General features: G+C 43.3%; 15 protein-coding genes. 5 read left to right on the top strand and 10 right to left on the bottom strand.

All coding sequences use genetic code 11. The features are described 5' to 3' along the window. From ACYQ2C_RS05465 to ACYQ2C_RS05480, 4 genes are all read right to left on the bottom strand, one after another. The gene (locus ACYQ2C_RS05465) at positions 1-1,407 is read right to left on the bottom strand and encodes a bifunctional enoyl-CoA hydratase/phosphate acetyltransferase (RefSeq protein ID WP_460100516.1); all 1,407 of its coding nucleotides are present in this window, start codon (positions 1,405-1,407) and stop codon (positions 1-3) included. A gap of 212 nt (positions 1,408-1,619) precedes the next feature. Continuing rightward, entirely contained in the window at positions 1,620-3,545 is a 1,926-nt protein-coding gene (locus tag ACYQ2C_RS05470; RefSeq protein ID WP_460100514.1) for a PHA/PHB synthase family protein, read from the bottom strand. Between the two features lie 678 nt (positions 3,546-4,223). Continuing rightward, entirely contained in the window at positions 4,224-5,372 is a 1,149-nt protein-coding gene (locus ACYQ2C_RS05475; protein ID WP_460047271.1) for a cation:proton antiporter, read from the bottom strand. A 575-nt stretch (positions 5,373-5,947) separates the two neighbouring features. Then, positions 5,948-6,655, bottom strand: a complete 708-nt coding sequence (locus ACYQ2C_RS05480) for a TetR/AcrR family transcriptional regulator (RefSeq protein WP_460047270.1) — start codon at positions 6,653-6,655, stop codon at positions 5,948-5,950. A 2,288-nt stretch (positions 6,656-8,943) separates the two neighbouring features. Here ACYQ2C_RS05480 and ACYQ2C_RS05485 point away from each other — a divergent pair. After that, entirely contained in the window at positions 8,944-9,579 is a 636-nt protein-coding gene (locus ACYQ2C_RS05485; protein ID WP_460047269.1) for a TetR/AcrR family transcriptional regulator, read from the top strand. Positions 9,580-10,146: 567 nt separating this feature from the next. On the opposite strand, the gene ACYQ2C_RS05490 is transcribed toward ACYQ2C_RS05485, so the two are convergent. The 6 genes from ACYQ2C_RS05490 to ACYQ2C_RS05515 form a co-directional block, all read right to left on the bottom strand. Then, positions 10,147-11,379 carry a heme biosynthesis HemY N-terminal domain-containing protein gene (locus ACYQ2C_RS05490; protein ID WP_460047268.1) on the bottom strand — a complete coding sequence of 411 codons (1,233 nt, stop codon included), beginning with the start codon at positions 11,377-11,379 and terminating at the stop codon, positions 10,147-10,149. Beyond that, positions 11,376-12,761, bottom strand: coding sequence for a uroporphyrinogen-III C-methyltransferase (locus tag ACYQ2C_RS05495; protein WP_460100508.1), 1,386 nt, complete (start codon positions 12,759-12,761; stop codon positions 11,376-11,378). Before ACYQ2C_RS05495 ends, ACYQ2C_RS05490 begins: the two co-directional genes overlap by 4 nt. 228 nt (positions 12,762-12,989) lie before the next feature. Next, on the bottom strand, positions 12,990-13,763 hold the full coding sequence (locus ACYQ2C_RS05500; protein WP_460100505.1) for a uroporphyrinogen-III synthase: 774 nt from the start codon (positions 13,761-13,763) through the stop codon (positions 12,990-12,992). 101 nt (positions 13,764-13,864) lie between these two features. Then, positions 13,865-14,842, bottom strand: a complete 978-nt coding sequence (gene hemC / locus ACYQ2C_RS05505; protein WP_460100658.1) for a hydroxymethylbilane synthase — start codon at positions 14,840-14,842, stop codon at positions 13,865-13,867. 135 nt (positions 14,843-14,977) lie between these two features. After that, on the bottom strand, positions 14,978-15,712 hold the full coding sequence (locus ACYQ2C_RS05510) for a LytR/AlgR family response regulator transcription factor (protein WP_460047265.1): 735 nt from the start codon (positions 15,710-15,712) through the stop codon (positions 14,978-14,980). Positions 15,713-15,779: 67 nt separating this feature from the next. Further along, positions 15,780-16,865 (bottom strand): sensor histidine kinase, encoded by a 1,086-nt coding sequence (locus ACYQ2C_RS05515; RefSeq protein WP_460047264.1) that lies wholly within the window; start codon positions 16,863-16,865, stop codon positions 15,780-15,782. 544 nt (positions 16,866-17,409) lie between these two features. Here ACYQ2C_RS05515 and argH point away from each other — a divergent pair. The 4 genes from argH (at position 17,410) to lysA (ending at position 23,423) form a co-directional block, all read left to right on the top strand. Next, on the top strand, positions 17,410-18,807 hold the full coding sequence (gene argH / locus ACYQ2C_RS05520; protein ID WP_460100501.1) for an argininosuccinate lyase: 1,398 nt from the start codon (positions 17,410-17,412) through the stop codon (positions 18,805-18,807). A 48-nt stretch (positions 18,808-18,855) separates the two neighbouring features. Further along, positions 18,856-21,705: a class I adenylate cyclase gene (locus tag ACYQ2C_RS05525; protein WP_460100498.1), complete on the top strand. Its 2,850-nt coding sequence runs from the start codon at positions 18,856-18,858 to the stop codon at positions 21,703-21,705. Positions 21,706-21,949: 244 nt separating this feature from the next. Beyond that, on the top strand, positions 21,950-22,123 hold the full coding sequence (gene lptM / locus ACYQ2C_RS05530; RefSeq protein WP_460047261.1) for an LPS translocon maturation chaperone LptM: 174 nt from the start codon (positions 21,950-21,952) through the stop codon (positions 22,121-22,123). 52 nt (positions 22,124-22,175) lie between these two features. Continuing rightward, positions 22,176-23,423 carry a diaminopimelate decarboxylase gene (lysA, locus tag ACYQ2C_RS05535; protein ID WP_460100495.1) on the top strand — a complete coding sequence of 416 codons (1,248 nt, stop codon included), beginning with the start codon at positions 22,176-22,178 and terminating at the stop codon, positions 23,421-23,423. The last annotated feature ends 2 nt before the right edge of the window (positions 23,424-23,425 follow it).

The raw sequence follows: 23,425 nt of genomic DNA on the forward strand, positions 1-23,425 counted from the left end.
TTACGAGAGTGATTTATTACGAAGATAATTTGCGTAAATTAAGCCAAGCGCACAAGAAGAAATACGTGTTGCGCCGCGACCAGCTGCTCGACTGGTCAGAATGATTGGCACACTGGCACCCAAGACAATTCCAGCACCTTCAATTCCAAACAAATAACCGAATTGTTTGTAAAGCATATTTCCCGCTTCAAGATCGGGCACAACGATGATGTCGGCATGACCAGCCACTTGCGAAACAATACCCTTTGCTTGAGCCGCGGCCTCCGAAATTGCATTATCTAACCCAAGCGGGCCATCCAAAATACCACCGATGATCTGGCCGCGTTCCGCCATTTTACACAGTGCAGTTGCATCCAGCGTTGATGGTATAGATTCATTGACAGTTTCTACCGCCGAAACAATCGCAACCTTGGGTGTGCCCCTGTCTAGCGCTAAGAAGAGATCAATGGCGTTTTGAACAATGTCTTTTTTTACGGCTAAATTGGGTGAAATATTAATAGCAGCATCGGTTAAAAACAGGGGTTTTTCGTAACTCGGCACATCGAGCGCGAATACGTGACTCATGCGACGCTCGGTTCTTAATCCATTCGCCTTATCAATCACCGCCGTCATTAATTCATCGGTATGCAACTTACCTTTCATCAATGCCTGTACTTCGCCGCGCTTAGCAAGAGCCACAGAAACCTCAGCGGCTTCGTGGCTGTGTTTGGTTGATATTAATTTAAATTGCGAGATATCAAGGTTTTCCGCTTCGGCAATGGCACGAATTTTATGTTCAGGACCAACCAATACGGGAGCAATAATTCCTGCCTCTGCCGCCTCAACGGCACCACCCAAAGACGCACCATCAACAGGATGCACAATTGCCGTTGCAACCGCTTCTAATGATTTGCACTTGGTCATCAGTTCTTGATAAAAACGTCCTTCGTCATTTTTAAATTCTACCGATGGTAAGGCGATTTTTTTGCGTTTTACTTTTTCAGTGGGTGCAATAACGGTGGCTTGGCCAACCACAACTTGCTTGCCATCTTGATTCGCACAAACGCAATCTAAAATTAATTGATTTTTTTCGACTATTTTTTCTCGCACCGAAACCGTAGCAGTAACCTTGTCACCCACTTTTACCGGCCGCGTAAATTTAAGGGTTTGCTCAAGATAAATGGTTCCTGGCCCCGGTAATTGCGTACCTAACACGGTAGAAATCAATGCACCACTCCACATTCCGTGGCCGATAATTTCGTGGAACATATCACTCTTCGCGTATTCTTCATCAAGGTGAGCGGGGTTTACATCGCCAGACATAATCGCAAAAAGCTGAATATCTTTTATCGTTAAAATATGCGATACGCTGGCACTGTCACCAACTTCAATCTCAGAAAAAATTTTATTTTCAATACAATCAGACACAATTAATACCACTCATTTTGAATTCTTTAATGTGTGTTAGGCCGGTAATATAAGTTATTAGGAAACTCTGGTTACCTAGAGTTTCCAGCGATACATAAATGAGTCGCTCATTTCAAAAACTGCAAGTGATTGAAATTATCCCAAAAATTGGAAACCCCATTAACAATTTGTGCTCTCTGACTAAATCGTAGGTGAATTAATCAGAGGATTCATTAGGTACCAAATACATAGGTTCCGGGTGCGTCGGTAATGACCGCAAAACCGGCCTTTGCATTTCCCATAGATGGCGGATCAACAGCCTCACCGCTGTTTTGATTCAACCAGCTCACATATTCAACCCACCAAGAGCCTTCTTTCGCAGGCGTTTCTGCCAACCAATGGTCTGGATCAAGATAGGTAGCATCGGCACTGCGTTTGCTGATTCGATAATGACGTCGCGGATGTCCGGGTTCAGAGACGATACCTGCGTTATGTCCGCCACTGGTTAACACAAAACTAACTTCGGTATCACTCAAAATATGAATTTTATAAACAGAATGCCAAGGTGCCACATGATCTTTTTCGGTGCCAACCGCAAAAATAGGCGCTCTAATATCGGTAATAGAAATGGGTCGACCACCAACAGTGTAATGGCCCTGGGACAATTGATTTTCTAAAAATAATTTACGTAAGTATTCACTGTGCATACGATAAGGCATACGAGTAGCGTCGGCATTCCACGCCATTAAATCGTTTAGTGGTGCACGCTCACCCATTAAATATTCGTGCACAAGCCGCGACCAAATAAGATCGTTAGAACGCAATAACTGAAAAGCACCGGCCATTTGCGAGTTTTCTAATACACCTTGGTGCCACATCATGTCTTCTAAGAAACTGACTTGGCTTTGGTCAATAAATAAGGTTAACTCACCCGCTTCAACAAAATCGGTTTGCGCAGCTAATAAACACATCGATTGAATACGGTTTTTAACACAAACCTGATCGGTAGTTTCGCCGAGCGTATCACGCTCAAACTCTTTGCAATCACGGGCTTGGGTTGCCGCCGAAATACTCAACAACGTGCCACCTAAACAATAACCCATGGTATGAATTTTATCGCTGCCGGTTATCGCTTCCACGGCATCAAGCGCGCGCTCAATACCTTTAATGCGATAATCTTCCATAGACAATTCTCGATCTTCGCTGGTTGGATTTTTCCAAGAAATCGAAAACACGGTAAAACCTTGATCAACCAAATATTTCACCAACGAATTGGTTTGCGATAAATCCAAAATATAATATTTCATGATCCACGCAGGAACGATCAGCAAGGGTTCTTTTTTCACATGTTTGGTTGTGGGCGCGTATTGAATCAGCTCAATTAATTCGTTGCGATAAACCACCTTCCCGGGTGTTACAGCTAGATTTTTACCTACCTCAAATGCCTCAGAACCCTGTGGTTTTTCGCCATTAATTTGTCGTTGTAGATCATTAATAAAATTTACATAACCGCGAATTAAATTGGCGCCGCCTTCGTTTAAAGTTTTTTGCAAAACCTCAGGATTAGTCATTAAATTATTACTGGGCGATAGAGTATCCAATAATTGCCGAGCGCCAAATTGCACCATTTTTTCATGATGTTTTGAGACGCCGGTGACATCGGTGGTTGCCTTGTCCCACCATTGTTGCGTTAATAAAAATCCCTGATGAATAACGTTGTATGGCCATTTCTGCCAACTCTCATGAGAAAATCGATTATCGTTAGCCAAGGGTTTTACGCAGGAGCCGTCGGTACACCACACCGCAGAACTGGCGGCATAATTAAAAAGGCGAATATTTTTGTTGAGATATTTCTCGGCTAATCGCCATTGCTTACCGGGTGATATAGCAAGATGTGTATACCAATCTGAAAATGCCTCGACAACGGAGCCGGGCGATATTCCCATGGTCATCTTGGCGATCGCTGCATGTACACTTTTATCGAGGGAATCACCCACTGCCTTCGACGGCGACTCCATAACGGTTGAGTACTCTTCTAACAGCCGATAGTAGGGCCAAACACTTTCTAACAATTGCAAGTTTTGGGTTTGAAAATCACGAAGCGCGTTGGCGCTTTTAGAATCTATGGGAAACTGACCAAATGTTACGGATTCATTCATGAGTATATGCTCAACTTACCCTCACACCGCAGGGTCTAAACTTAAAATAGATACGATTTATGGACTGTCGGTTGGACTGCTATACCCACAACTTAATTCAAGACCAATTAAAAAGATATGCCGAAAACTGCTCTAGTTTTTGTTGAATATCAATAAATCGTACAATCTATACATCAAAACTGCGCTACAGCGATTTCACCAGATTACTATGACGGTATTGCATAGGAAACTCTGATTAAACCAGAGCTGCTAATGCTATGACTTGTGTCATCAACACCCAGAGGGGTAAGTGATTGAAATTGTGAATAAATTGGAAATCGCATTTTCAATTTATTCCCTCTGATAAAATCAGAGAGGCGTTAATCAGAGGTTCTCGCATAAAGAGCAGACCGAAAACCGATATGCATCTACAAATGTGCATTACAAATATGTCATATAAATATGTTTTGTATATGCCTTTTACAAAATAACCGCTTGATTAACTCAAGGAGACTCTATAGAAGCTCTGATGAACGTAGAGTTTACTGCAAGAGTTTGCTACAAAAATCGTGGTGCACAGTTATTTTTAACGATATTTTTTAGCAGTTCAACAATTGCCTAAATCTACAAAACGCGCATTTTTTGCTGCCAACAAAATAACGTTATAAACGTATATGCCGGAGTATTTCTTAATGATATTTATGAATTTTTCTTCAGTGCAACCGACGTCAGTATTGGACCAATTAACTCGAAAATGAGTGTACTTGCAATAACAATTTGCAGCAAAATTTGCTCGTAGTCTGGAAGAAATTGTCCTGCAACTAATGCCATGCCAATAGCGGCACCTGCCTGAGGCATTAATGCCACACCAACCCATTTTTTAGTTTTGGCATCCACACCCGATATGCTCGCACCGGCAAAAGCACCACTCCATTTACCAGCGATTCGCGCAAGCGTGTACACTCCAGTTGCCAGCGCAATCACGCCAATGGAATCCAACTCAAGTAGGGCGCCCGCCAAAATAAAAAATAACAGCAAAAACGGCCACTCGACGTTTTCGATGGCGTGAAAAGGTTGATCGTGATGCTTGGCGATATTAGCAATCACCGCACCCATAGAAATTGCCGCTAATAAAAATGACACTTCTAACCATTGAGCTAGACCACTGCAAATAAATACAACAGCCAGAGCCTCTACTAACACAGGCTCGCCCGGCTTTAAACGACCAGTGATATAAGCCGCCGGAACACCAAGGCCAACGCCTAATGCGACGCCACCGACCAGCTCTTTGCCCGCATGAATAAAAGATTCAAATCCGGTACCGGCTGCGGCTAAGGCAATGCCAACCGAGAATATGATCAAGCTCCATACGTCATCGAGTGCCACAATACCCAGTAAAAGATTCGAGAACCGATTATTAGCGCCAACGTCAATCACACTTTGAAAAGCCACCTCAGCGGCGGTTGCTGCACCAATACAACCAAGCACTAGCGATAATTTCCAATCCAACCCTGCTAGGGTTAGGGCAAGCGTTACTAGCACTGCTGTCGTTAGCGCCTCCGCCAGCGAAATCCAAAATAATGGCGCACCCAACCGCAAAAAGGTATCTGACGTTAATTTGCCACCCAGTAAAAAACCGACCATGACCAAAGCTATGCTGGTTAACCAATCGAATTGCTCTTCGACAATGGAAGGAATAACGTTTAATACCTGCGGCCCGAGGACAACCCCCACACACACTAGGATCGTAACCCTTGGTATGGCGGTTTTTTTTGCGATGACATCGGTAATTAAACCTATCAGCAGGAAGCTGCCGATAGCGATAAGAACAATAGAGTCTTGATTCATTGCGCTTCGCCTCTGTAATGCGCGAAGAGTACTACATTTGTTGGGCAACCGATTTTTTAAAAAGCAAACAAACTCAAAGATTCGATCATTTAAAAAAAACAAACTATTTCGCAAACGCCTAAGCGGTGCTTGTCTCTCCAGTCCCGTACAAACACTCAGATCAACACTCTTCTAATCCGCCTATATTTGTCGGTGAAAAAAGCAGAACCGCTGCGTCAAGCAACACAACAAGCAAGGTGGACACATCCAAGCAACAACGCAAATTTACGCAGAAAGATCGTCTTTGCGTACGAGAAAAATTAGAAAGCATTTTGTTTGTAACCATTCACTTTCATCAAAAACAAAGAATAATAGCGACCGAGCAGACTGGGAAATCATTTTTGGGAGGGTTATTTGAATGAAGACATTTGGGAGCGATTATCGCTTTGCGAAAATCGGAAGAGATATCACATCGCCGCTACACGCAGTAACCGCGATGTGAAGTTGGCTTAAATCGATTAACAATTTCAGTTAAGAGAGAATCGAAGTGACGACCAAGTTCAAATGCTTTATTGGCAATTCAATCCTCTCGGTTATCAATGCACCCCAGCCGAATCCGCTAACGACAGCAAACCGGGTACCGCAAATGCAATGATGCGATCCAAGAGCGCTTCTTCATCAACTTCAGGGGAAATGTCTTCACCAAAGTGCTCGATGCGCTCCAATTGGGTGTGAACAGCTTTCTCGATGTTCAGCAAAAAATACAATTGCCACGACACATCGGATCTATCGGCATTGGGAAGCGTATTTGCCAAGGCATCAACAAACAGCTGCAACTGAGCATTGTGCTCACGCAGAGCTTCAAGCAGTTCTTCGCCCAGCTCTAAATCAGAGGCGCGCGCTAGGAGCGTACCGTTCGCCACGGAGCAATTGCCGTCAACCGCAGCAACAGAAGGTCGCAATAGCGCCTTGAGAATAGCTTCAACACGGGCTCGAACAGAAAGATCCTGAGACAAGGCTTCCTGTAACAATTGATCTCGCTCGGCGCCAATGGTGTCGCTGGCTCTTTTCACCAAAGCGACCAGCAGTTGATCTTTGGTGCCGAAATAATAATTGACCGCTGCTAAATGAGTGTTAGCCTCTTTAGTAAGCTCTCTCAGATTAACCTTATCGAAACCTTTTTGAGCAAACAGACGCTGTGCGGTGTTAAGAATACGCTCACGCGTTTCATTATCTTCAAGCGCTAAGCGAGGTCTTCCACGACTTTGCTTACGAACTCCTTCATCTTCTTCTTTCTGGAACATTGATTACAAACCCCTTAATTTTTTAATCTTTATCACATCGATATATTTAATAGTTTTTAGTTATTCGATGGGTCTTCTCTTTACAAAAGACCTAGTATTTCATGCGGTCGATCAACTCTAGCAATCCTGCCGCGCTCATCGTCCACGAATATGTATAAATAAGTGAATGTTAGCATCTAACGTAATTAAACCTATCCACAATTATGATGAAGTCAATAGGCTGAAAACGAATCAAAAAATCATATTTTTGCCACCCGCGTCCATGACCCCAAACACCCCGAAATCGAATCAAAGCAGTCCACAAAGAATTTAGTCCAACACAAATTCCAAAAACTCCAATAAAAACTGTTTTCCTCCGAATCGGAATTTTTATTCCATAAAAATCTTGAATTAAAGATCCAAATTCACTAACGTATTAAAAAACCATAACAAAGTATTAGAAACGCTGTTATGCAAAGCCAAGTTCCATCTTGGTAGATTATCGAGAACTTCTATACACCTGATATAAGTTACAGCTGAGAAAAGGCGAAGACATACCGATAACCATATGGATTATTTGCCACCGATGTAGCCATAATCAAGCATAATTAAAAGTTATAAGCAGATTGCCGGAATAGCACGTTAAGACACATCGCAAAGATGACGTTGTTTGCCGAAAATAACTTTTGAAATGTGGTCTCGATAATAAAATTGAATAGTAATGGGTTAATTTTTTACGAAATTTCGATTTATGACAGGTTAGACATGTTGAGTCGAAAAATTAGATACGAATTAATTGATATCTTGAGATGATTAGTGTGTCTAGATCACCAAGATATACAAGGGATTGTTAGAGGCTCCAATCAGATTTCCCATATATAAGAAGAGAATTGTTAAAAAAATAATTTCTCTCACCCGTACTAATTTACGATACAACTATTTTTTTGAAAGTATTTTTAAGGCCTTTAAATAATTGATACTTTTTTAAATGTTTATTTTTACAGGTATCAAACAGGTCCTAAAAATCGCTAGATTTCTACTTAAATAGACAAGCGGTGTTTTTTTTAAAAATTAAATCGCAGATAAATTCGGAGCTTTTTAATTAAGATAAAACCGATTTTAAGTAAATTACTTTTTTATCACGCAACCGATAAATAAAGTAACCAAGTTGTTTACCAAACGTTCAAAGTGTGAAATTTGTAACAACTTAAAGAGGCATTTAAAGGTAATCTTAATAAAACAATAACAATAAATGTTAAAAGGATGCATAAGTTTTAAAATCGATTATTGTTGCTTATGAATCGGAAATACCGATAAATACTGAATCTGTGAAATCTGTGAAATCTGTGAAAATAGGTTCATACAGTAAAGTTACAATAATTTACTCAGCATAAAAAAGTAATTGCTCACTGATTTTTTAATGTAAAAACCTTAAGCAGTTACCGGAAAGATCGGACTAGTATAAATGGATAACGCCTTACCTGATGTCTACGAGTTACTGGATACAACTCACAGGCAAGGCTTTAAAGAAATCAAAACTTGGAACTTGGATAACAAACACAAAAGTCTCGAAGGACTTTACCCTTCTAAGTTTATCTGGATGAATATCTGGTCTCGTTTTGTCAGTAGATAAAATTGAAAGAAGTTGGCCTTTACTATCGGCGCTTTAAAAGAATGAGATTTTTGCGAGTACTTTTTTGCAAAAACAAACGAAATAGAGAACAGCTTTTTAGTAAATCGATTTTTATTGTATTGCTTTTTATATTTTCGATATAAATACAAAAAATTGAACGAAAAGCCTAACTTGAATTAAACGGTTAACTTAATTTTTTAGCGCAATATTTAATAGGTCGAATGTGACGTTATATATCTAAAAATGTTGCTATATAAAATATAATTGTTGCCAAGAGCTGAAGCTAGCAAAAACATATTAAACAAGCGTTCAAAACATGATATAAAATGCTGAACATACATTACTTAACTAAAACATAACCCGTTATTTAGTTATCATTTTTAACGTTAAGTATATGCAGCAAAACAGGACGCAGATAATTGATTGTTAAAATGAGCGGAATAAATATTAATACTGTCCGCCGCCGCATTAAGAATCTATAAAACAAAAATTCACAAAAATTTAGGAGGCCTAAAAACCACTCAAGGAAGTATTAGCCATTACAGAACTACTACCCCAAACAACTGTAATTTGCTCAGCGATAAAATCGATATATTAAAAATACAATTAAAAGGTGTTAAAACACCAAACAATAAAACTTCGATTCACTTTTTTTATTTACAAGGAAGCTAAAGTTATGAACAGTGAAAAAATCAAAAGAAGTTCACGTGGTCGCCCAATTTCTTTCGACAAAAGCCAGCTAGTACACGCGGTTATGCATAAGTTTTGGGAACAGGGTTACAATAACGTTTCTTTAAATGAAATCGCCCGAGACAATGGTCTTACTCGTGCGAGCTTGTATCACAGTTTCGATTCTAAGGAATCACTATTTTTGCAAGCCTTAAATCTTTACATTAAAAATTCTCCTGACGCGTTACTTGATAATGTCGAGGAAAATGTTCATGTCGGTGATACTTTCTTCGCCTTAATGGACAAAATTTGTGAAGAACGTGCCGCCGATGAGCGTCACCGTGGCTGTATGGTATTCAATTGCATCAATGAATTGATCACCTCCGACAGTCCACTGGCTCATCAAATGATGGAAGTATTAGAAAAACGTCGTCATCGTGTACGCGACTTATTTTCTCTTGCCGTTAAAAACAACGAGCTGCCAAATCATACCGATATCGGATTGTCCAGCAACATGTTTTTAACATTCTTAGGCGGCCTCAGCACTTTTTCAAAAACACCAGCAACCGAACAAGAATTACGCGCTGTGTGTGAAGGCTTCTTAAACAGTATGGGATTCTATCGTCGCTCTGCCACGCAGTAATCTTCGAAAAATCTAGCACTACCCAGAAACCCCCGGCGACCCCGGGGGTTTTGTATTTTTAGAGAGCTCAACGGTGAAAGGTGTTTTTCTAAGCGATTGGCTTGGAAGTATTTTCAAAAATACGCACAATCACCACCAACACTCCTTCAGTAAGCTAAAAATCTAGTGCCCCGCCACAGCAATACCCTCAAATTTAAATAACCGTATTAATTTTATTTAAATAAATTCTCTATTCTCGAAAATTGAAAAACTACAGGAAAGATAGCCACTATTTTTATTAATTGCGGATCTTAGTGCGCAGAACACTTAGATTTATAGAAGAGTTTTTATGGGGATTTCTCTTTGGCGTCGTTCACTGCTAGCGTATGTGACTGCGGATTACCGTATCTGTGATTTAATCAAATAATAAAAATTGAAAATCGCATTTTCAATTTTTTCACAACGCCAGTCACCTAGTATTCTTGAACCTAGTGACACATCCATGTGCTGCCAGAAACTCTGGATTAATAAGAGTTTTCGGTAAGTTACATCCTTCAGAATAACGTCTTTTAAAAACAGCGAATGAAATTAATGTTTGACTCCTGGCATGGGTAATTGTGGTAGCGGCGGTTCACAGGACAAATACGATTGCTTTAAAACCTCTAGACTTTCCTTAGATTTACCCATGCTCTCATAGAGTCTCGCCAATTCAGCGGCTGCCTCTTTTAGCGCCCCCAAATGAATGCTTTGCTTAAAATAGTCCTCTGCTTGACCCCAAAGGTGATTTCTTAAACAGATTCTTCCCAACGATAAATACAACCCAGCATCGTCTGAATGATCACCAAGCCAACTCTCTGCGGTTTTAAGTTGTTTGTCCGGTTTCTCGCTTTCTAAAAGGCCGTAAACCACAACTAACTCCGCGTTCCAGCGCGCCTCTATGGATTTTTTCACCGCATCTTCGCTCAGTTTTAACGCCTTTTGTCGCTGTAATAACTTCACATAATGAATTAACAATGGCTGGTGAGTTTGTAAGGATGTGGGTAATTCCAACCATTTTATTTGCAGTTTTTCGGCGATTTTTGCCGGCGTTTCATTTCTGTACTGTTCAACTAAATTATCCAATTCAAATTCCGTTAAATGAACTTGCAGCTGATGCCATTTGGATTCGGTGAGTTGCTTTTTGATTTTCGGTAAAATTTGCTTAACGTTTTGCCACTGCCCAGCCTCGGCATACAGACTGCAAAGGCGCTCCTGAATTAATACATTACCAGTGAGCTCGTCGTCAGACTCTAATAATTCAATAGCTTCGCTGTGACGACCTTGTTCTTCTAAGATTTCCGACTTAGCCAAGCGAATGGCCAATACCCCGGTATTGTATTGTTGAGATTCATCGAGTATTTCCAGTGCTTTTTCGCTATTACCCAGCTTTTGCATTGCATAGGCGGCAACCATTAAATTAATTTCAGGCATGGGCGAGCGATTGGCAGAACGCAGTAACAGTTTTCTAGAAATTTCGTAATTGCCAACCAGATATTCAATAACACCTTGGGAGGTTTGACGCATAAGTTTTTGTTGAGATTTAATTCCTAAGACCCGCTTAAAAACGCGCACCATAAATAAAGCGGCTTTTTTGAGGTATTTATAGGCAATTAAAAACGCAATCAGCATAACCACAGCAAACCAAAAATTCACTTCTACTGTGGTTTTTCCTAACGAAATTAAGACATATCCGGGCGTTGCTAGTATAAATTTATTGAGAAAATACCCACCGACAAGAACCGCTAAAATAATCAGTAATATTTTTATGATCCGACTTTTCATTGCTGCTCTCCGTCTTTGGAAAGATCTTCCTCAGAATTTAAGCGATGAAATTGATCAAGATAAGCTTGAAGTTGTTGTTGGGATGTAAAAATTGTCGGTAGATTTTGCTCTACGGTTTGTAATTTTAATTCGGCAATTTCGGTTAACAGAGATTTAGCCGGACTGGACTCGGGAAAATATTCGGTCACAATGTTTTCGGCCTGGCTCAACGCGGCTTGATAAATAGCGGTTTCTTCACGCAATAAAGCGAGTTGCGCTTGTTCCAGTGAGAAACGCAGGTTTTGTCGAAGATAACCCACCGACGAAGGAGGCAAGAGAGGTCCGACGGGCTCGTTGTGATGCTGAATTTGAAGGTAAGGGCGACTCACCTCACCAAACCAACGACCCGCGGAAACAAACCAACCCTTGGTCATTTGCCACCAGGTTTGCGTTTCTTCTGCGGCTGCATCTTCACCCGCTAATAAATCGATGTCCTGGCCATGTAATTCCGGTTTTTGAAAGGTAGGCAGCTGATCAAGCGCTTCGGCTAAACCTTGTAATCGCAAATAAATGCCTTCGCGATCAATTTCATTTGCAAGCTTAAGAGCAGCAAGATCACGCGCCAGCGCTTCGCGCACCGCAAATAAATCGGGCAGCGCTAATTCACGCAATATTTGATCGGCCGCTTCCATTAAGCCAATGGCAGAACGTGCACTGCGATCAACCAATAATCTTTGATTTGCCAAACGCACTAAATAATGCGCTTCTGCCAACTGCCAATCTTCTCTGCTGGTATTTGAAAGCGCCAGTAAACGTTGATTGTGGCTATCTAATCGCAGCTGTAATTCTTGGAAATGTTTGTCGAGCGTAGCTTGTTGATTTTTATCGGACGCGGTCAAAGCTTGCAGCTTTTGATTCAACTGAGTATCCGCTTGATTTAATTGCGTTAAAGCGAGGTCACTCGATTGTACTTGTTCAGAAGCTTGTTCTACCGTGGTTTCTAATTGATTCCATTTTGGCGAAATGGATACATAGCCAAAAACCAACGCCGCAATCACGCCAAGGATCAAGATAAGATTTAATCCCACCAATAAACCAACAACACTGGAGCGCGTTTTTTGCTGGTGTTGTTTCGAGTGGTGGTGTTGTGCGTCGTGTTGTTGTGCGTCGTGTTGCTGCGCGGCTTTTTTAGGATTTTCCTCTGGGCTGCTCGCAGCTGTCTCGGCCTCTGTTTCAGTCGTTTCGGTTTGAGCAATCGGCTCTTGCGTTTCTGTTGATGTGCTTTCCGATTCTCGTGCGTCTAGCGCTGATGTTTCCGCTGAGGATTTTTCCTGTGCTGAGGCTTCAAGTGCTTCTGGCTCGGTTGAAGCGGAATTATTTTGCAGATCTTTTTTATCGGTCATGAACTTGGTGTCCTCACCCAGAAAACATCAATGCAGTTTATTCTGGTTTTGTTGAATCGTTCGAGAAAGATTATCAAATCTCGTTTGAGCTGTAGCGCAATCACTCTCTTAAAATTTAAAACTTAGGAACCTCTGATTAACTCATACTTGATTTAATCAGAGGACACATCCTTGTGCCGCGAGAAACTCTAGGTTAATCAGAGTTTCCCTTATTTTATGGTTAAAACTTTAACCCGAGACCATGGCATAGGCGTGATATAAGGTCTTTAGCATAATTTCGTCGGTAGCATTTTCTGCGATAAATACCTGAGAAAAACCCAATTGTTTGGCAAGCTCCGCCACACGCTTGCCAGGTACAATCACCGGCTGATGCACTAACGAGGTCAATCCACAATGTTTGATGGCTCGATGCACGTTTTCCAAGCTCTCGCCACTGTACGCCAAAATTATATCGTCTCGGTTGCGGCCAAAACCTTGGTCTATTAACGCGTGTAGGCTTTGACGCGGTTGGCTGCGTTCGTATAACTCACAATAATCCACGCGCGCACCACGTGCGGTTAAAACATCTGCTAATGTCGTGCGCCCACCAATGCCGCGAAAAATGAGCACTTTTTGGCCTTGTACATTATGCATGGCGGCAATTGCCAGTAAGGATTCGCTGTCCATTGTGTCGCCAACGTCACAGGCAATTTCAATGTTGTATTTGTGCGCGGCTTTCGCTGTTGCACGACCGACCGCATAAAACTCGGTATTTAAAGGAAGTTGCGGCCAAAACTGTTCGATTTCTTCAGCGGCATAATCTACCGCATTTTGGCTGACAAAAATGGCTTTGTGGTAGAGATCAAGATTCATTACTTGATCTCGTACGTGCTGACGAGCGGAGGGATCGGCGATCGGAACAATTTCCATCACCGGGCAAACCCAAACTTCAAATCCGGCCTTGTGCAGAAGTTGCAGTGTTTTTTGCGCTTGTTTTTCAGGACGTGTTAACCAAACCGTCATTGTGTGATTACATCCTTTTCCGTCATGGTTCTACGTCATTCAAAAATATCCGGGTAGTCAGAAAAACCGCGGATACTTCTTTAGAGTGTGGTATGGATTATTTACTCTACGTTGTGCCCATAAACATCTGCCAGAATTTTCCCTGCTCCGGCTTCTAATAAACGCTCAGCTAAAGTCACGCCCAATTGCTCTGCTTCGCTGGCGGTTCCGGTAATTTCATCGTGCAGCATTAAGGTACCGTCGGGTCGACCCACAAGACCGCGCAACCGTAATGATTCACCGTCAAGTTCGGCAAAACAACCGATTGGTACCTGACAACCGCCTTCTAAACGGCGATTCATGGCGCGCTCGGCAATAACTCGCTGCGCGGTTGCTTGGTGATGCAGAGGTTCAAGCAGTTTTAGTGTTGTTTCGTCGTCGGTACGACATTCAATACCCACAGCGCCCTGACCGCCTGCCGGTAGACTTAATTCTGTGGATAAGAATTCACGGATGCGTTCGGGCATTTCTAGGCGAATCAGGCCCGCCGCCGCGAGAATAATGGCGTCGTACATGCCGCTGTCTAGTTTCGCTAAACGCGTGTTGACATTGCCGCGCAAAAATTCAATTTTTAAATCGGGACGTACCGATGCGATCTGACATTGTCGGCGTAAACTTGAAGTGCCAACGATGGCGCCTTGAGGAAGAGATTCAAAACTTTCGTAATTATTAGAAACAAACGCGTCGCGAGGGTCTTCGCGCTCACAAATAACGGCCAAACCAAGACCTTCTGGGAAGTCCATGGGCACATCTTTCATGGAATGCACAGCGATATCGGTTTCTTTAGCGAGCAAAGAAGTCTCAAGTTCTTTAACAAACAATCCCTTGCCGCCAACCTTGGCTAAAGGAACATCAAGAATTTTATCGCCGCGACTGGTCATTGGAAAAAGCTCGACGGTAAGACCGGGATGACTTTCTTCGAGACGTGCTTTTACGTATTCGGCTTGCCACATCGCTAGGGCGCTTTCACGGGTGGCAATTCTTAGAACTTTACCATTACCATTGCCCGCAGAATGGGGCGTTTCGGAGACTTGTGACATGCTGTTTTCTCTTTTTTCGATATCGCTTTCATTCATTGAATGCTCGAAGTTTTGCCCATTTGCAATCCTAGCATCTAGACAAAACACGTTCTCAAGAGGTCGGATGATACAGCGTCACAAGCTTTGGTGAAACGACTACAACTGTTGCATGAGTTCTTTAACTGCCGCCAAGTGCCTGCGGCTAACCACTGGCTTGATGTCGCAGTCTGCCAGTAGCAATTGATAACTTTTATCAAGATTACGTTCTAACGCAACGATATGCTTTATGGAGACCAGCGCATTGCGATGAATACGAATGAATGATCCTGCGAACATGGTTTCTAATTCTTTAAGAGTATCATCAATCAGCGTGGTACCGCCGGTATGCACAACGGTGACGTACTTTTGATCGGCGCTGAAAAATCGAATGGTATCAATCTCGATCAATTCCACACCGCGATGGGTTTTCGCAGCTATGTGCTGACGAGACGGTACTTTTTCAGAGGTTGGATTATGGCGTTGGCGCTGAAGGCGATTTAAGCGCTTAGCATTATCTAAAGCTTCTCGTAATTGCTCGGCACGCACCGGTTTTAGCAGATAACCAACGGCTTTCACATCAAAGGCTTCTAGGGCGTATTGATCGTACGCTGAACAGAAAATAATAGCGGGAGGGTCTTCTAACTGCTGAATTTGGTTGGCCACTGCCATGCCGTCTTTGCCGGGCATGCGAATATCCAAGAGAATTAAATCGGGATCAAGACGCTCAATTTCTGACAAGGCGTCATTGCCGTTACTGGCTTCACCAACAACCGAACAATCTTCGATGTTTTCCAGCATTTTTTGTAAACGTGCCCGCGCGAGAGGTTCGTCATCGACTATCAGAATATCCATACATTCTATTTTTTTGTGCTTAGGTGATGTTGTGTTTTTATGGTTTTTAAGTTCGTGTTAATAGTGATTAACGTCCCAATAAATCGGGTTCTGCAAAATCTGTTTGCAATTTTGAAGGATCGTAGCTTAGACAGACTTGATAAGTGTCGTCGTTAACGTTTGTCTCAAAAGTAGAAGCTCCCGGACAATAAGCCGACAAACGCGCGCGAATGTTCGCCAACGCGATACCATTGCCTTTGCGAGCGGAGCGTTGTGAAGTGAATAAAGGATTAGTTACGCGTATTTCTACACGGGTAGCGCTGGCATCGACTTCAATGATAATTTCGCCACCTTCTGGAATTGGCTCGATACCGTGGTAGACCGAATTTTCAACCAAGGGTTGTAAAATCATGCTGGGAATGAGCACAACGGAGAAATCGCCACTTTTTTGCCAACGAATGGTCAACCGGCCATCAAGTCGCAACTTTTCAATCGATAGATACTGCTCAACCAGTTCTAGCTCGGTGGTTAAACTCACCAGCGCAGGCTTAGCCAAACTCGCACGGAACAGATCGCACAAATCTAGAGTAACTCTCTCGGCCTTTTCTGGCTCAAGAGTAATTAGGCTAACGATGGAGTTCATGCTGTTAAATAGAAAGTGTGGACGAATCCGCGCCTGCAACGCTGAGATTTGCGCCTCGGCGCTGGCCTGTTGCTGGAAATACAACTGCTGCTGCAAATACAAATAACGCAATACAATGCCGCCAATAATGGCCGAGATTAGCCCGGTTCTCGCCAGCGTATCACTATTAATTTCGGTATAGATCATCCATTGCGACAGCGCCGTAAACCCAAGCGAAACCGCCACAACCAATAAATAACTGATGCAACCTGCCGCTAATTCGGTGATTGAGCCCAACCAAAAGCGAATCCGACACAAAATTGCAGCACTGATAAGCGTAATCCACTGCACCAGCATCGACAGTTGACCCAAGATTGGCCAATCGAAATGACTCAGTGACGAACGCGCAAGCACCAAAGCTAACGCGATTAATTCGGCACCCATTACTAAAAATAATACCGACTGCAATGAACAGATGTCGGGAATAAAAGGCCGCTTTCTCCGAGAGGAAATCTCAAGATGGCTGTTGTTCGTGCGAGGCTTATTGTTCAAATTTTTCTCGTTTATAAGGCTGATCTTTTCCAAATGATCATTCGGTAATTTATGGATTTTAAGCGCCAATTTTTATAGGTTTGAACCTACTCTATGATCATCCAAATTTAATATTCATTCTAATATTAAAGATTTAACGCTTTTAAAAAAGTGACGACGGGTAATTTTTTGAAAACTCATTTCACTTTACGTCATTACGCGGGCGTTTATTCAATTATTCGCGTAATTTGATTAAACTCTTAACAGAATCTCTGATTAACTCATCCATGATTTAATCAGGGGACAGAAATTGACAATGCGATTTCCAATTTCTCCACAATTTCAATCACTTACAGTTTTTGAAATTGCCGACACATCCGTGTGTCGCCGGAAACTCTAGCGTCTATGTTGATTCGACTTAAATGGCTACACTGACGCTACTTTCTATTGATGAATTTTACTAACCGCAAGCTGATCCGTTTGCCAACGAATTTAAACCGTTATCCGAGCAAGAATCACGGGAAGAAATCCCTGCACTGCTTTTCTTAATACAAGGCCAGTATCCATGTCTTCAGACTCATCGACCAATCAACAATGGGGCGGACGCTTCAGCGAACCTACCGACGCTTTTGTACAACGCTTTACCGCTTCTGTGGATTTTGACCAACGCATGTACAAACAAGACATCGAAGGTTCCATCGCCCACGCGACCATGCTCGCTAAGGTTGGAGTTCTCACCAATGAGGAACGCGACCAAATTATTACGGGCTTGCGTCAGGTAGAAGAGGAAATTACCAACGGCACTTTCCAATGGAGTGTTGAGCTTGAAGACGTGCACATGAACATTGAAGCGCGTTTAACTCAGTTGATTGGGATTACGGGTAAGAAGCTACATACGGGCCGCTCTCGTAATGATCAGGTCGCAACCGATATTCGCTTATACCTTCGCGCTGAAATTGATTTGATTAACGAAGAACTAAAGCGCCTACAGACCGGCCTTTTAGACTTGGCCGAGCGTGAAGCCGAGACCATTATGCCAGGCTTTACACATCTGCAAACCGCGCAGCCTGTGACCTTTGGTCATCATCTATTGGCGTGGTTTGAAATGCTCAAACGCGACGCCGACCGTTTGACAGACTGCCGTAAGCGACTTAATCAATCGCCACTTGGTGCCGCGGCCTTAGCAGGAACCAGTTATCCCATTGATCGCGCTTATACTGCTGAACTGTTAGGCTTTAGCAAACCGACCGAAAATTCGTTAGATTCCGTATCGGATCGCGATTTCGCCATCGAATTCTGCGCGTTTGCGAGCATTTTGTTCACGCACCTATCACGCGCCTCTGAAGAATTGATTCTTTGGACGTCGGCACAATTCAATTTTATCAATTTACCCGACCGCTTCTGTACCGGCTCATCCATTATGCCGCAGAAGAAAAACCCCGACGTACCCGAGCTTGTTCGCGGCAAAACCGGTCGTATTCACGGTCATTTGATTGCACTTTTAACGTTGATGAAATCTCAACCCTTGGCCTACAACAAAGACAACCAAGAAGACAAAGAACCAGTTTTCGACGCTGTTGATACGGTGAAAGACTGTTTACGTGCCTTTGCCGATATGATTCCGGCCATTGAAGCGAAAAAAGACTCTATGTACGAATCGGCCAAACGTGGCTACGCCACTGCTACCGACCTTGCCGATTATTTGGTTCGTAAAGGTTTGCCATTTAGAGATGCGCATGAAGTTGTTGGCCGATCGGTTGCCTTTGCGCTTGAAAAGAATTTAGATTTATACGAACTGGAGCTCGAACAGCTACAACAATTCTCAGATATTATTGGTGAAGATGTATTCGAAGTTCTGACCTTAGAGGGCTCGGTCGCCGCGCGCGATCATTTTGGCGGCACCGCACCCAACCAGGTTCGCCAAGCTATTGCCAGAGCTAGAACCGAAATGAGCCCTTGGTAAAAGGCGCTTTCCATAAATCGCACGCGTGCACAAAACAGATTCACACTTATGAATCAACCCATCGCCAACCCACAGGTTCAGCACGGTTTAGATGCAAAACGTATCACCGAGCTAAAAAACCGCTTTCTTTCCATCAGCGAAGAAAAGTTGGCGCGCACGCGTCTGGAATTAAACGAACGCCAGCAGGTGGTTCTCGACACGTTGGCGGCGCTGTTTCACTACAATCATCCCGCTTTGCCTGGGTATGTGGGCTCTCACACGCCATCCGGTCTGCACGGTTTTTCGATCACCAATCGTAACAAGCTCGCTATTAAACGTTTAGCGAACGATTTTTCGTTCGAAGAACCCAGCCACGATGCGCAAATTCAAGCCTTGTTTGTGATGGGTAGTGTAGGCAGCATCATTCATGGTGGACGCAGCGATATCGATTTGTGGATTTGCCATTCTCCGCAACTCGATGACAACGGTAGAAAACTGCTGCAACAAAAAGGTGATCGCATTAGCCGCTGGGCAGAGGCCTTCGGCGCTGAGCTGCACTGCTTTGTAATGTCGAGCGACGCCTTTAAAACCGGCAATCTTGCCGACTTAGATAATGAATCCAGCGGTAGCTGTCAGCAGTTTTTACTGCTCGACGAGTTTTATCGTTCCGCCATTTGGCTCGGTGGCCGCGTGCCCATGTGGTGGTTTGTTCCACCCCAATTTGAAGGTCACTACGATCACTTTAGTCAAAGCCTGATAAGAACCGGTATTGTAGATAAAAACGATGTTATCGATTTTGGATCGATTGCCAGCGTTCCCGTAGAAGAATTTGTGGGCGCCGGAATTTGGCAGCTCTTTAAAGGCATAGAAGCACCCTACAAATCGGTGCTAAAACTGTTGTTGTTAGAAGTCTATTTGAGCGAATTTCCACGAATTAAAAGTTTGGGGATCGAATTTAAAGAAAAGGTCTACGAAGGCGAGACGCATTTAAATCGACTCGATCCTTATTTGGCACTCTATCAGCGTGTTGATAACTATCTAAAAGGTAGAAAAGAACGCAAACGCTTAGAGTTGGTGCGCCGTAGTTTGTATTTTTTAGCGCATTGTCCGCTAACGCAAAAACCTTCCTCTCTTGGTTGGCAATGGCGATTACTGCAAGAACTCGTGCACGGCTGGGGTTGGCAACACCGACAGTTAGCACGCTTAGATACGCGTAACAAATGGAAGGCTAATCAGACTAATCTTGAAAAGCAAAATCTGGTGCAGGAGCTCAACCGCAGTTATCGCTACATTTGCGATTTTAGCGCACGCCTGGGCTTAGAAAGTGTTGTTACGCAAGAAGAGATGAGCATTCTGGGTAGAAAGCTCAATGCTGCCTTTGATCGCCGCGCCGGCAAGATAGAATTAATTAACCCAGATATTTCCGCTGACATCAGCGAGCGCTTTTTACTGTTCAAGCGAACAGAACACACCGACACCGTCGATTCTTGGCAAGTGTTTGGTCTGCCAACCAAGACCACCTCACCCACCATTAACTTTTTGCTTAAGCAAACTCACAGCCTTAGCGAGCTGCTTTGCTGGTGTTATTTAAACGGGGTTTATACAACGGAATCTGAGGTGATTGTTCGCGATAAAAGCTTACAACAAAGCCACATTCTACAATTTATGAGTGCGCTCAAAGCGTGTATTCCGTTGCCATTGGTAAAACCAAAACACACGCAATTTTTAACATTTCCTACGGTTACGCAATTTTTGGTATTTGCGAACCTATCGAATACGGTAGAGCTGAGTAAAGATCAGCGCAGCAATGCCGATTCGAAAGATGTTTTCAGCTACGGCAAAGATCATCTTAATATCGTTCAAACCATTGAGCTTGTGTATGTGAACAGTTGGAACGAGGTCGTTTGTCAAAGCTTCACGCAAAACGCCGTGTCAGAACTGGCAAAACGCTATTTGCAGATTCACTACAATCAGCCCGTTGAACAAAGTGCTCCGGAGGTTTTTGTACAAAGCCCGCATGGAGAGTTTAACTACGCCATTTGCGACCGTCTTAAGGTATTTTTAAAAGACCTACTGGAGCAACTGCACCGCCAGCGTCAACGCGGCCCAGAGGTTGGCCTACGTTATGTCTTTCAAACCGGTGGCAAGTACCATGTACTGCGCTCTTTCCCCAATAAACCTCACGTAGACACCTTCAACAGTCTCGACCAACTTAACGCTGGCCTGCAAAGACCTCAAAGTAAAAATTCGGTATTGGCTCTTGATCGCCACACGTTGCCAACATCACCTTTAAGATTGGTCATCGAAAACAGTCAGAACGAAGGTATTCATGTTTTTGTGATGCCGTTGGCGCTGCATCGCGCACGCGTATTCTTTGTGGATAACAACAAGAGCATGCTGCAATTGCAGTTTCCCTTTGGCCACCTAGATAACCTGCTGCATTCCATCAGACACTTCATCACCAATGTTTTGAACAAACAACCTCTGTTGAGTGACCGCAGAGCCGATATTGCCGCAACTCCCTTCGCCTGTGATTATCCAATTAGCTTCCATAAGCTCGTGCAAAATAATCATCAATGGGATCGTTGTGAACCTATGGAATTGAGCCATCGGGCGCCCACGTTTTCGGAGTTCGAAGTTAAAGCCATTGTCGAACCACTGGGTTCAGATCAATTGCACTATCGCCTGTTTTGCGATCAATTTGAGTTTTCCGGCAGTCTTCAACAGCAAGTGGCCGCGGTTCGGCAATTTATTTTGTCTCAGCGTAAAGGTGATAAACACTATCCTTGCTACCTATCCGACGTGGATATTTCTCTGTGTCGCGAGCAAATTAATCACGGTGGCGATTTGCTGTTAAGTCATTATTTGATGGTCAAAAACGATATTGAGCAAAAACTTAACTCCACTCTCGTTCGCTAGCTTTCATTGCACAAAAACGCTGATCAGTCCCGAGTTGCCACAATACCGAAATGTGTTATTAACACAACTTATCGTAAGCTACTGAAATTACAGAGAAAGTGAGTACTTCTGCAATTCTTTCTTCCTTTCAGTTCGGTCATACCATAAATAATCCAAAGATCTGATTGCTTAACCCGCATCCAAATTGTGCGCATTTGTCGCGCGTTTGATATACTTTGAGGCTATTTTTTGTGGTCATCAAAACATGTTTAAGAATTTCTTCTCCAGCATTCGAAATATGCGTTTAACGTTCGCTAAACGGCTCGCATTGGCGACAACCGTGCTGGTGTACTGCGTTGTAGTGTCTGGGTGTGGCCAAACCGGCCCGCTTTATTTACCCGAAGACAAACCAGAAACACCAAAAACCACCTCAAAATAACGTTTTGCCCAGACTTATTTAGACCTGAACTTTTTGCTTTACCGGATTAATCATGACCCAATTCACCGAGAATAACGGTGCGCTGTTCGTAGACAACCTATCTGTCGCTGAACTTGCCAAAGCCTACGGAACACCTTTGTACATCTACAGCCAAACGGCTATCACACAAGCGTTTAACGAATTTAAAAACGCACTGGGTGATTTTCCATCACTGATTTGTTACGCCGTTAAAGCTAACTCCAACCTTTCTATCTTGAAAGTTCTGGCCGATCTCGGCAGTGGCTTTGATATTGTTTCATTGGGTGAGCTGGAGAAAGTTCTCAAAGCTGGCGGCGATCCGGCCAAGATCGTGTTCTCTGGTGTGGGTAAGTCGGTACAAGAAATGAAACGCGCCTTAGAGGTCGGTGTTGCGTGCTTTAATGTCGAATCTGAGGCCGAACTTGAGCGTTTGAGTGATGTTGCCGTCGGTGAAGGTAAAACCGCAAAAATCTCTTTGCGTGTAAATCCCGACGTAGATGCGAAAACACACCCTTACATTTCTACGGGGCTTAAAGAAAATAAATTTGGTATCGAGTTCAATCGCGCCATCGACGTATATTTAAAAGCAAAGGCGCTTCCTGGAATTGAGATTGTCGGTATCGACTGCCACATTGGCTCGCAACTAACACAAGCGACTCCATTTTTAGACGCGACCGATCGAATTCTCGTACTGGTTGAGCAGCTAAAAAATCATGGCATTGTATTAAAACACGTCGATTTAGGCGGTGGTTTGGGTGTTACCTACAAAGACGAAACTCCTCCTGCGGTTGCAGATTACCTGTCGCCAATTCTTGCCAAGCTTAAAGATTTAAAGGTAAGTCTGATGCTTGAACCGGGTCGAGCTATTGTCGCCAACGCCGGTATTTTGGTTACCAAAGTAGAATACTTAAAACCTACCACCGAGAAGAACTTCGCTATTGTTGATGCTGCGATGAACGACAACATCCGACCATCGCTTTATCAAGCGTGGCAAGAAATTCGTCCAGTACGATCCAGTGACGCGGCACCAGACACATGGGATATTGTCGGCCCGGTTTGCGAAACCGGAGACTTCTTAGCAAAAGGCAGAACCCTAGCAATCTCTGCGGGAGATTATTTGGCAATGTTTGGTGCTGGCGCTTATTGCTTTAGCATGAGTTCAAATTACAACAGTCGGCCCAGAGCCTGCGAGCTGCTCGTTGACGGTGACACATCGCGAGTTATTCGCCAGCGTGAAAGCTTCGACGATCTTATTCGTGGCGAATTGGTTGGTAACGCCTAATC

The organism is Sessilibacter sp. MAH3 (assembly GCF_054658275.1).

Bases quoted from the DNA above. Each gene is read 5' to 3' on its own strand.
- ACYQ2C_RS05470 (WP_460100514.1), bottom strand. From the start codon at position 3,545: ATGAATGAATCCGTAACATTTGGTCAGTTTCCCATAGATTCTAAAAGC.
- ACYQ2C_RS05525 (WP_460100498.1), top strand. From the start codon at position 18,856: ATGAATCAACCCATCGCCAACCCACAGGTTCAGCACGGTTTAGATGCA.
- hemC (WP_460100658.1), bottom strand. From the start codon at position 14,842: ATGTCACAAGTCTCCGAAACGCCCCATTCTGCGGGCAATGGTAATGGT.
- ACYQ2C_RS05500 (WP_460100505.1), bottom strand. From the start codon at position 13,763: ATGACGGTTTGGTTAACACGTCCTGAAAAACAAGCGCAAAAAACACTG.
- ACYQ2C_RS05490 (WP_460047268.1), bottom strand. From the start codon at position 11,379: ATGAAAAGTCGGATCATAAAAATATTACTGATTATTTTAGCGGTTCTT.
- lysA (WP_460100495.1), top strand. From the start codon at position 22,176: ATGACCCAATTCACCGAGAATAACGGTGCGCTGTTCGTAGACAACCTA.
- ACYQ2C_RS05495 (WP_460100508.1), bottom strand. From the start codon at position 12,761: ATGACCGATAAAAAAGATCTGCAAAATAATTCCGCTTCAACCGAGCCA.
- ACYQ2C_RS05485 (WP_460047269.1), top strand. From the start codon at position 8,944: ATGAACAGTGAAAAAATCAAAAGAAGTTCACGTGGTCGCCCAATTTCT.
- ACYQ2C_RS05510 (WP_460047265.1), bottom strand. From the start codon at position 15,712: ATGGATATTCTGATAGTCGATGACGAACCTCTCGCGCGGGCACGTTTA.
- argH (WP_460100501.1), top strand. From the start codon at position 17,410: ATGTCTTCAGACTCATCGACCAATCAACAATGGGGCGGACGCTTCAGC.
- lptM (WP_460047261.1), top strand. From the start codon at position 21,950: ATGTTTAAGAATTTCTTCTCCAGCATTCGAAATATGCGTTTAACGTTC.
- ACYQ2C_RS05475 (WP_460047271.1), bottom strand. From the start codon at position 5,372: ATGAATCAAGACTCTATTGTTCTTATCGCTATCGGCAGCTTCCTGCTG.
- ACYQ2C_RS05480 (WP_460047270.1), bottom strand. From the start codon at position 6,655: ATGTTCCAGAAAGAAGAAGATGAAGGAGTTCGTAAGCAAAGTCGTGGA.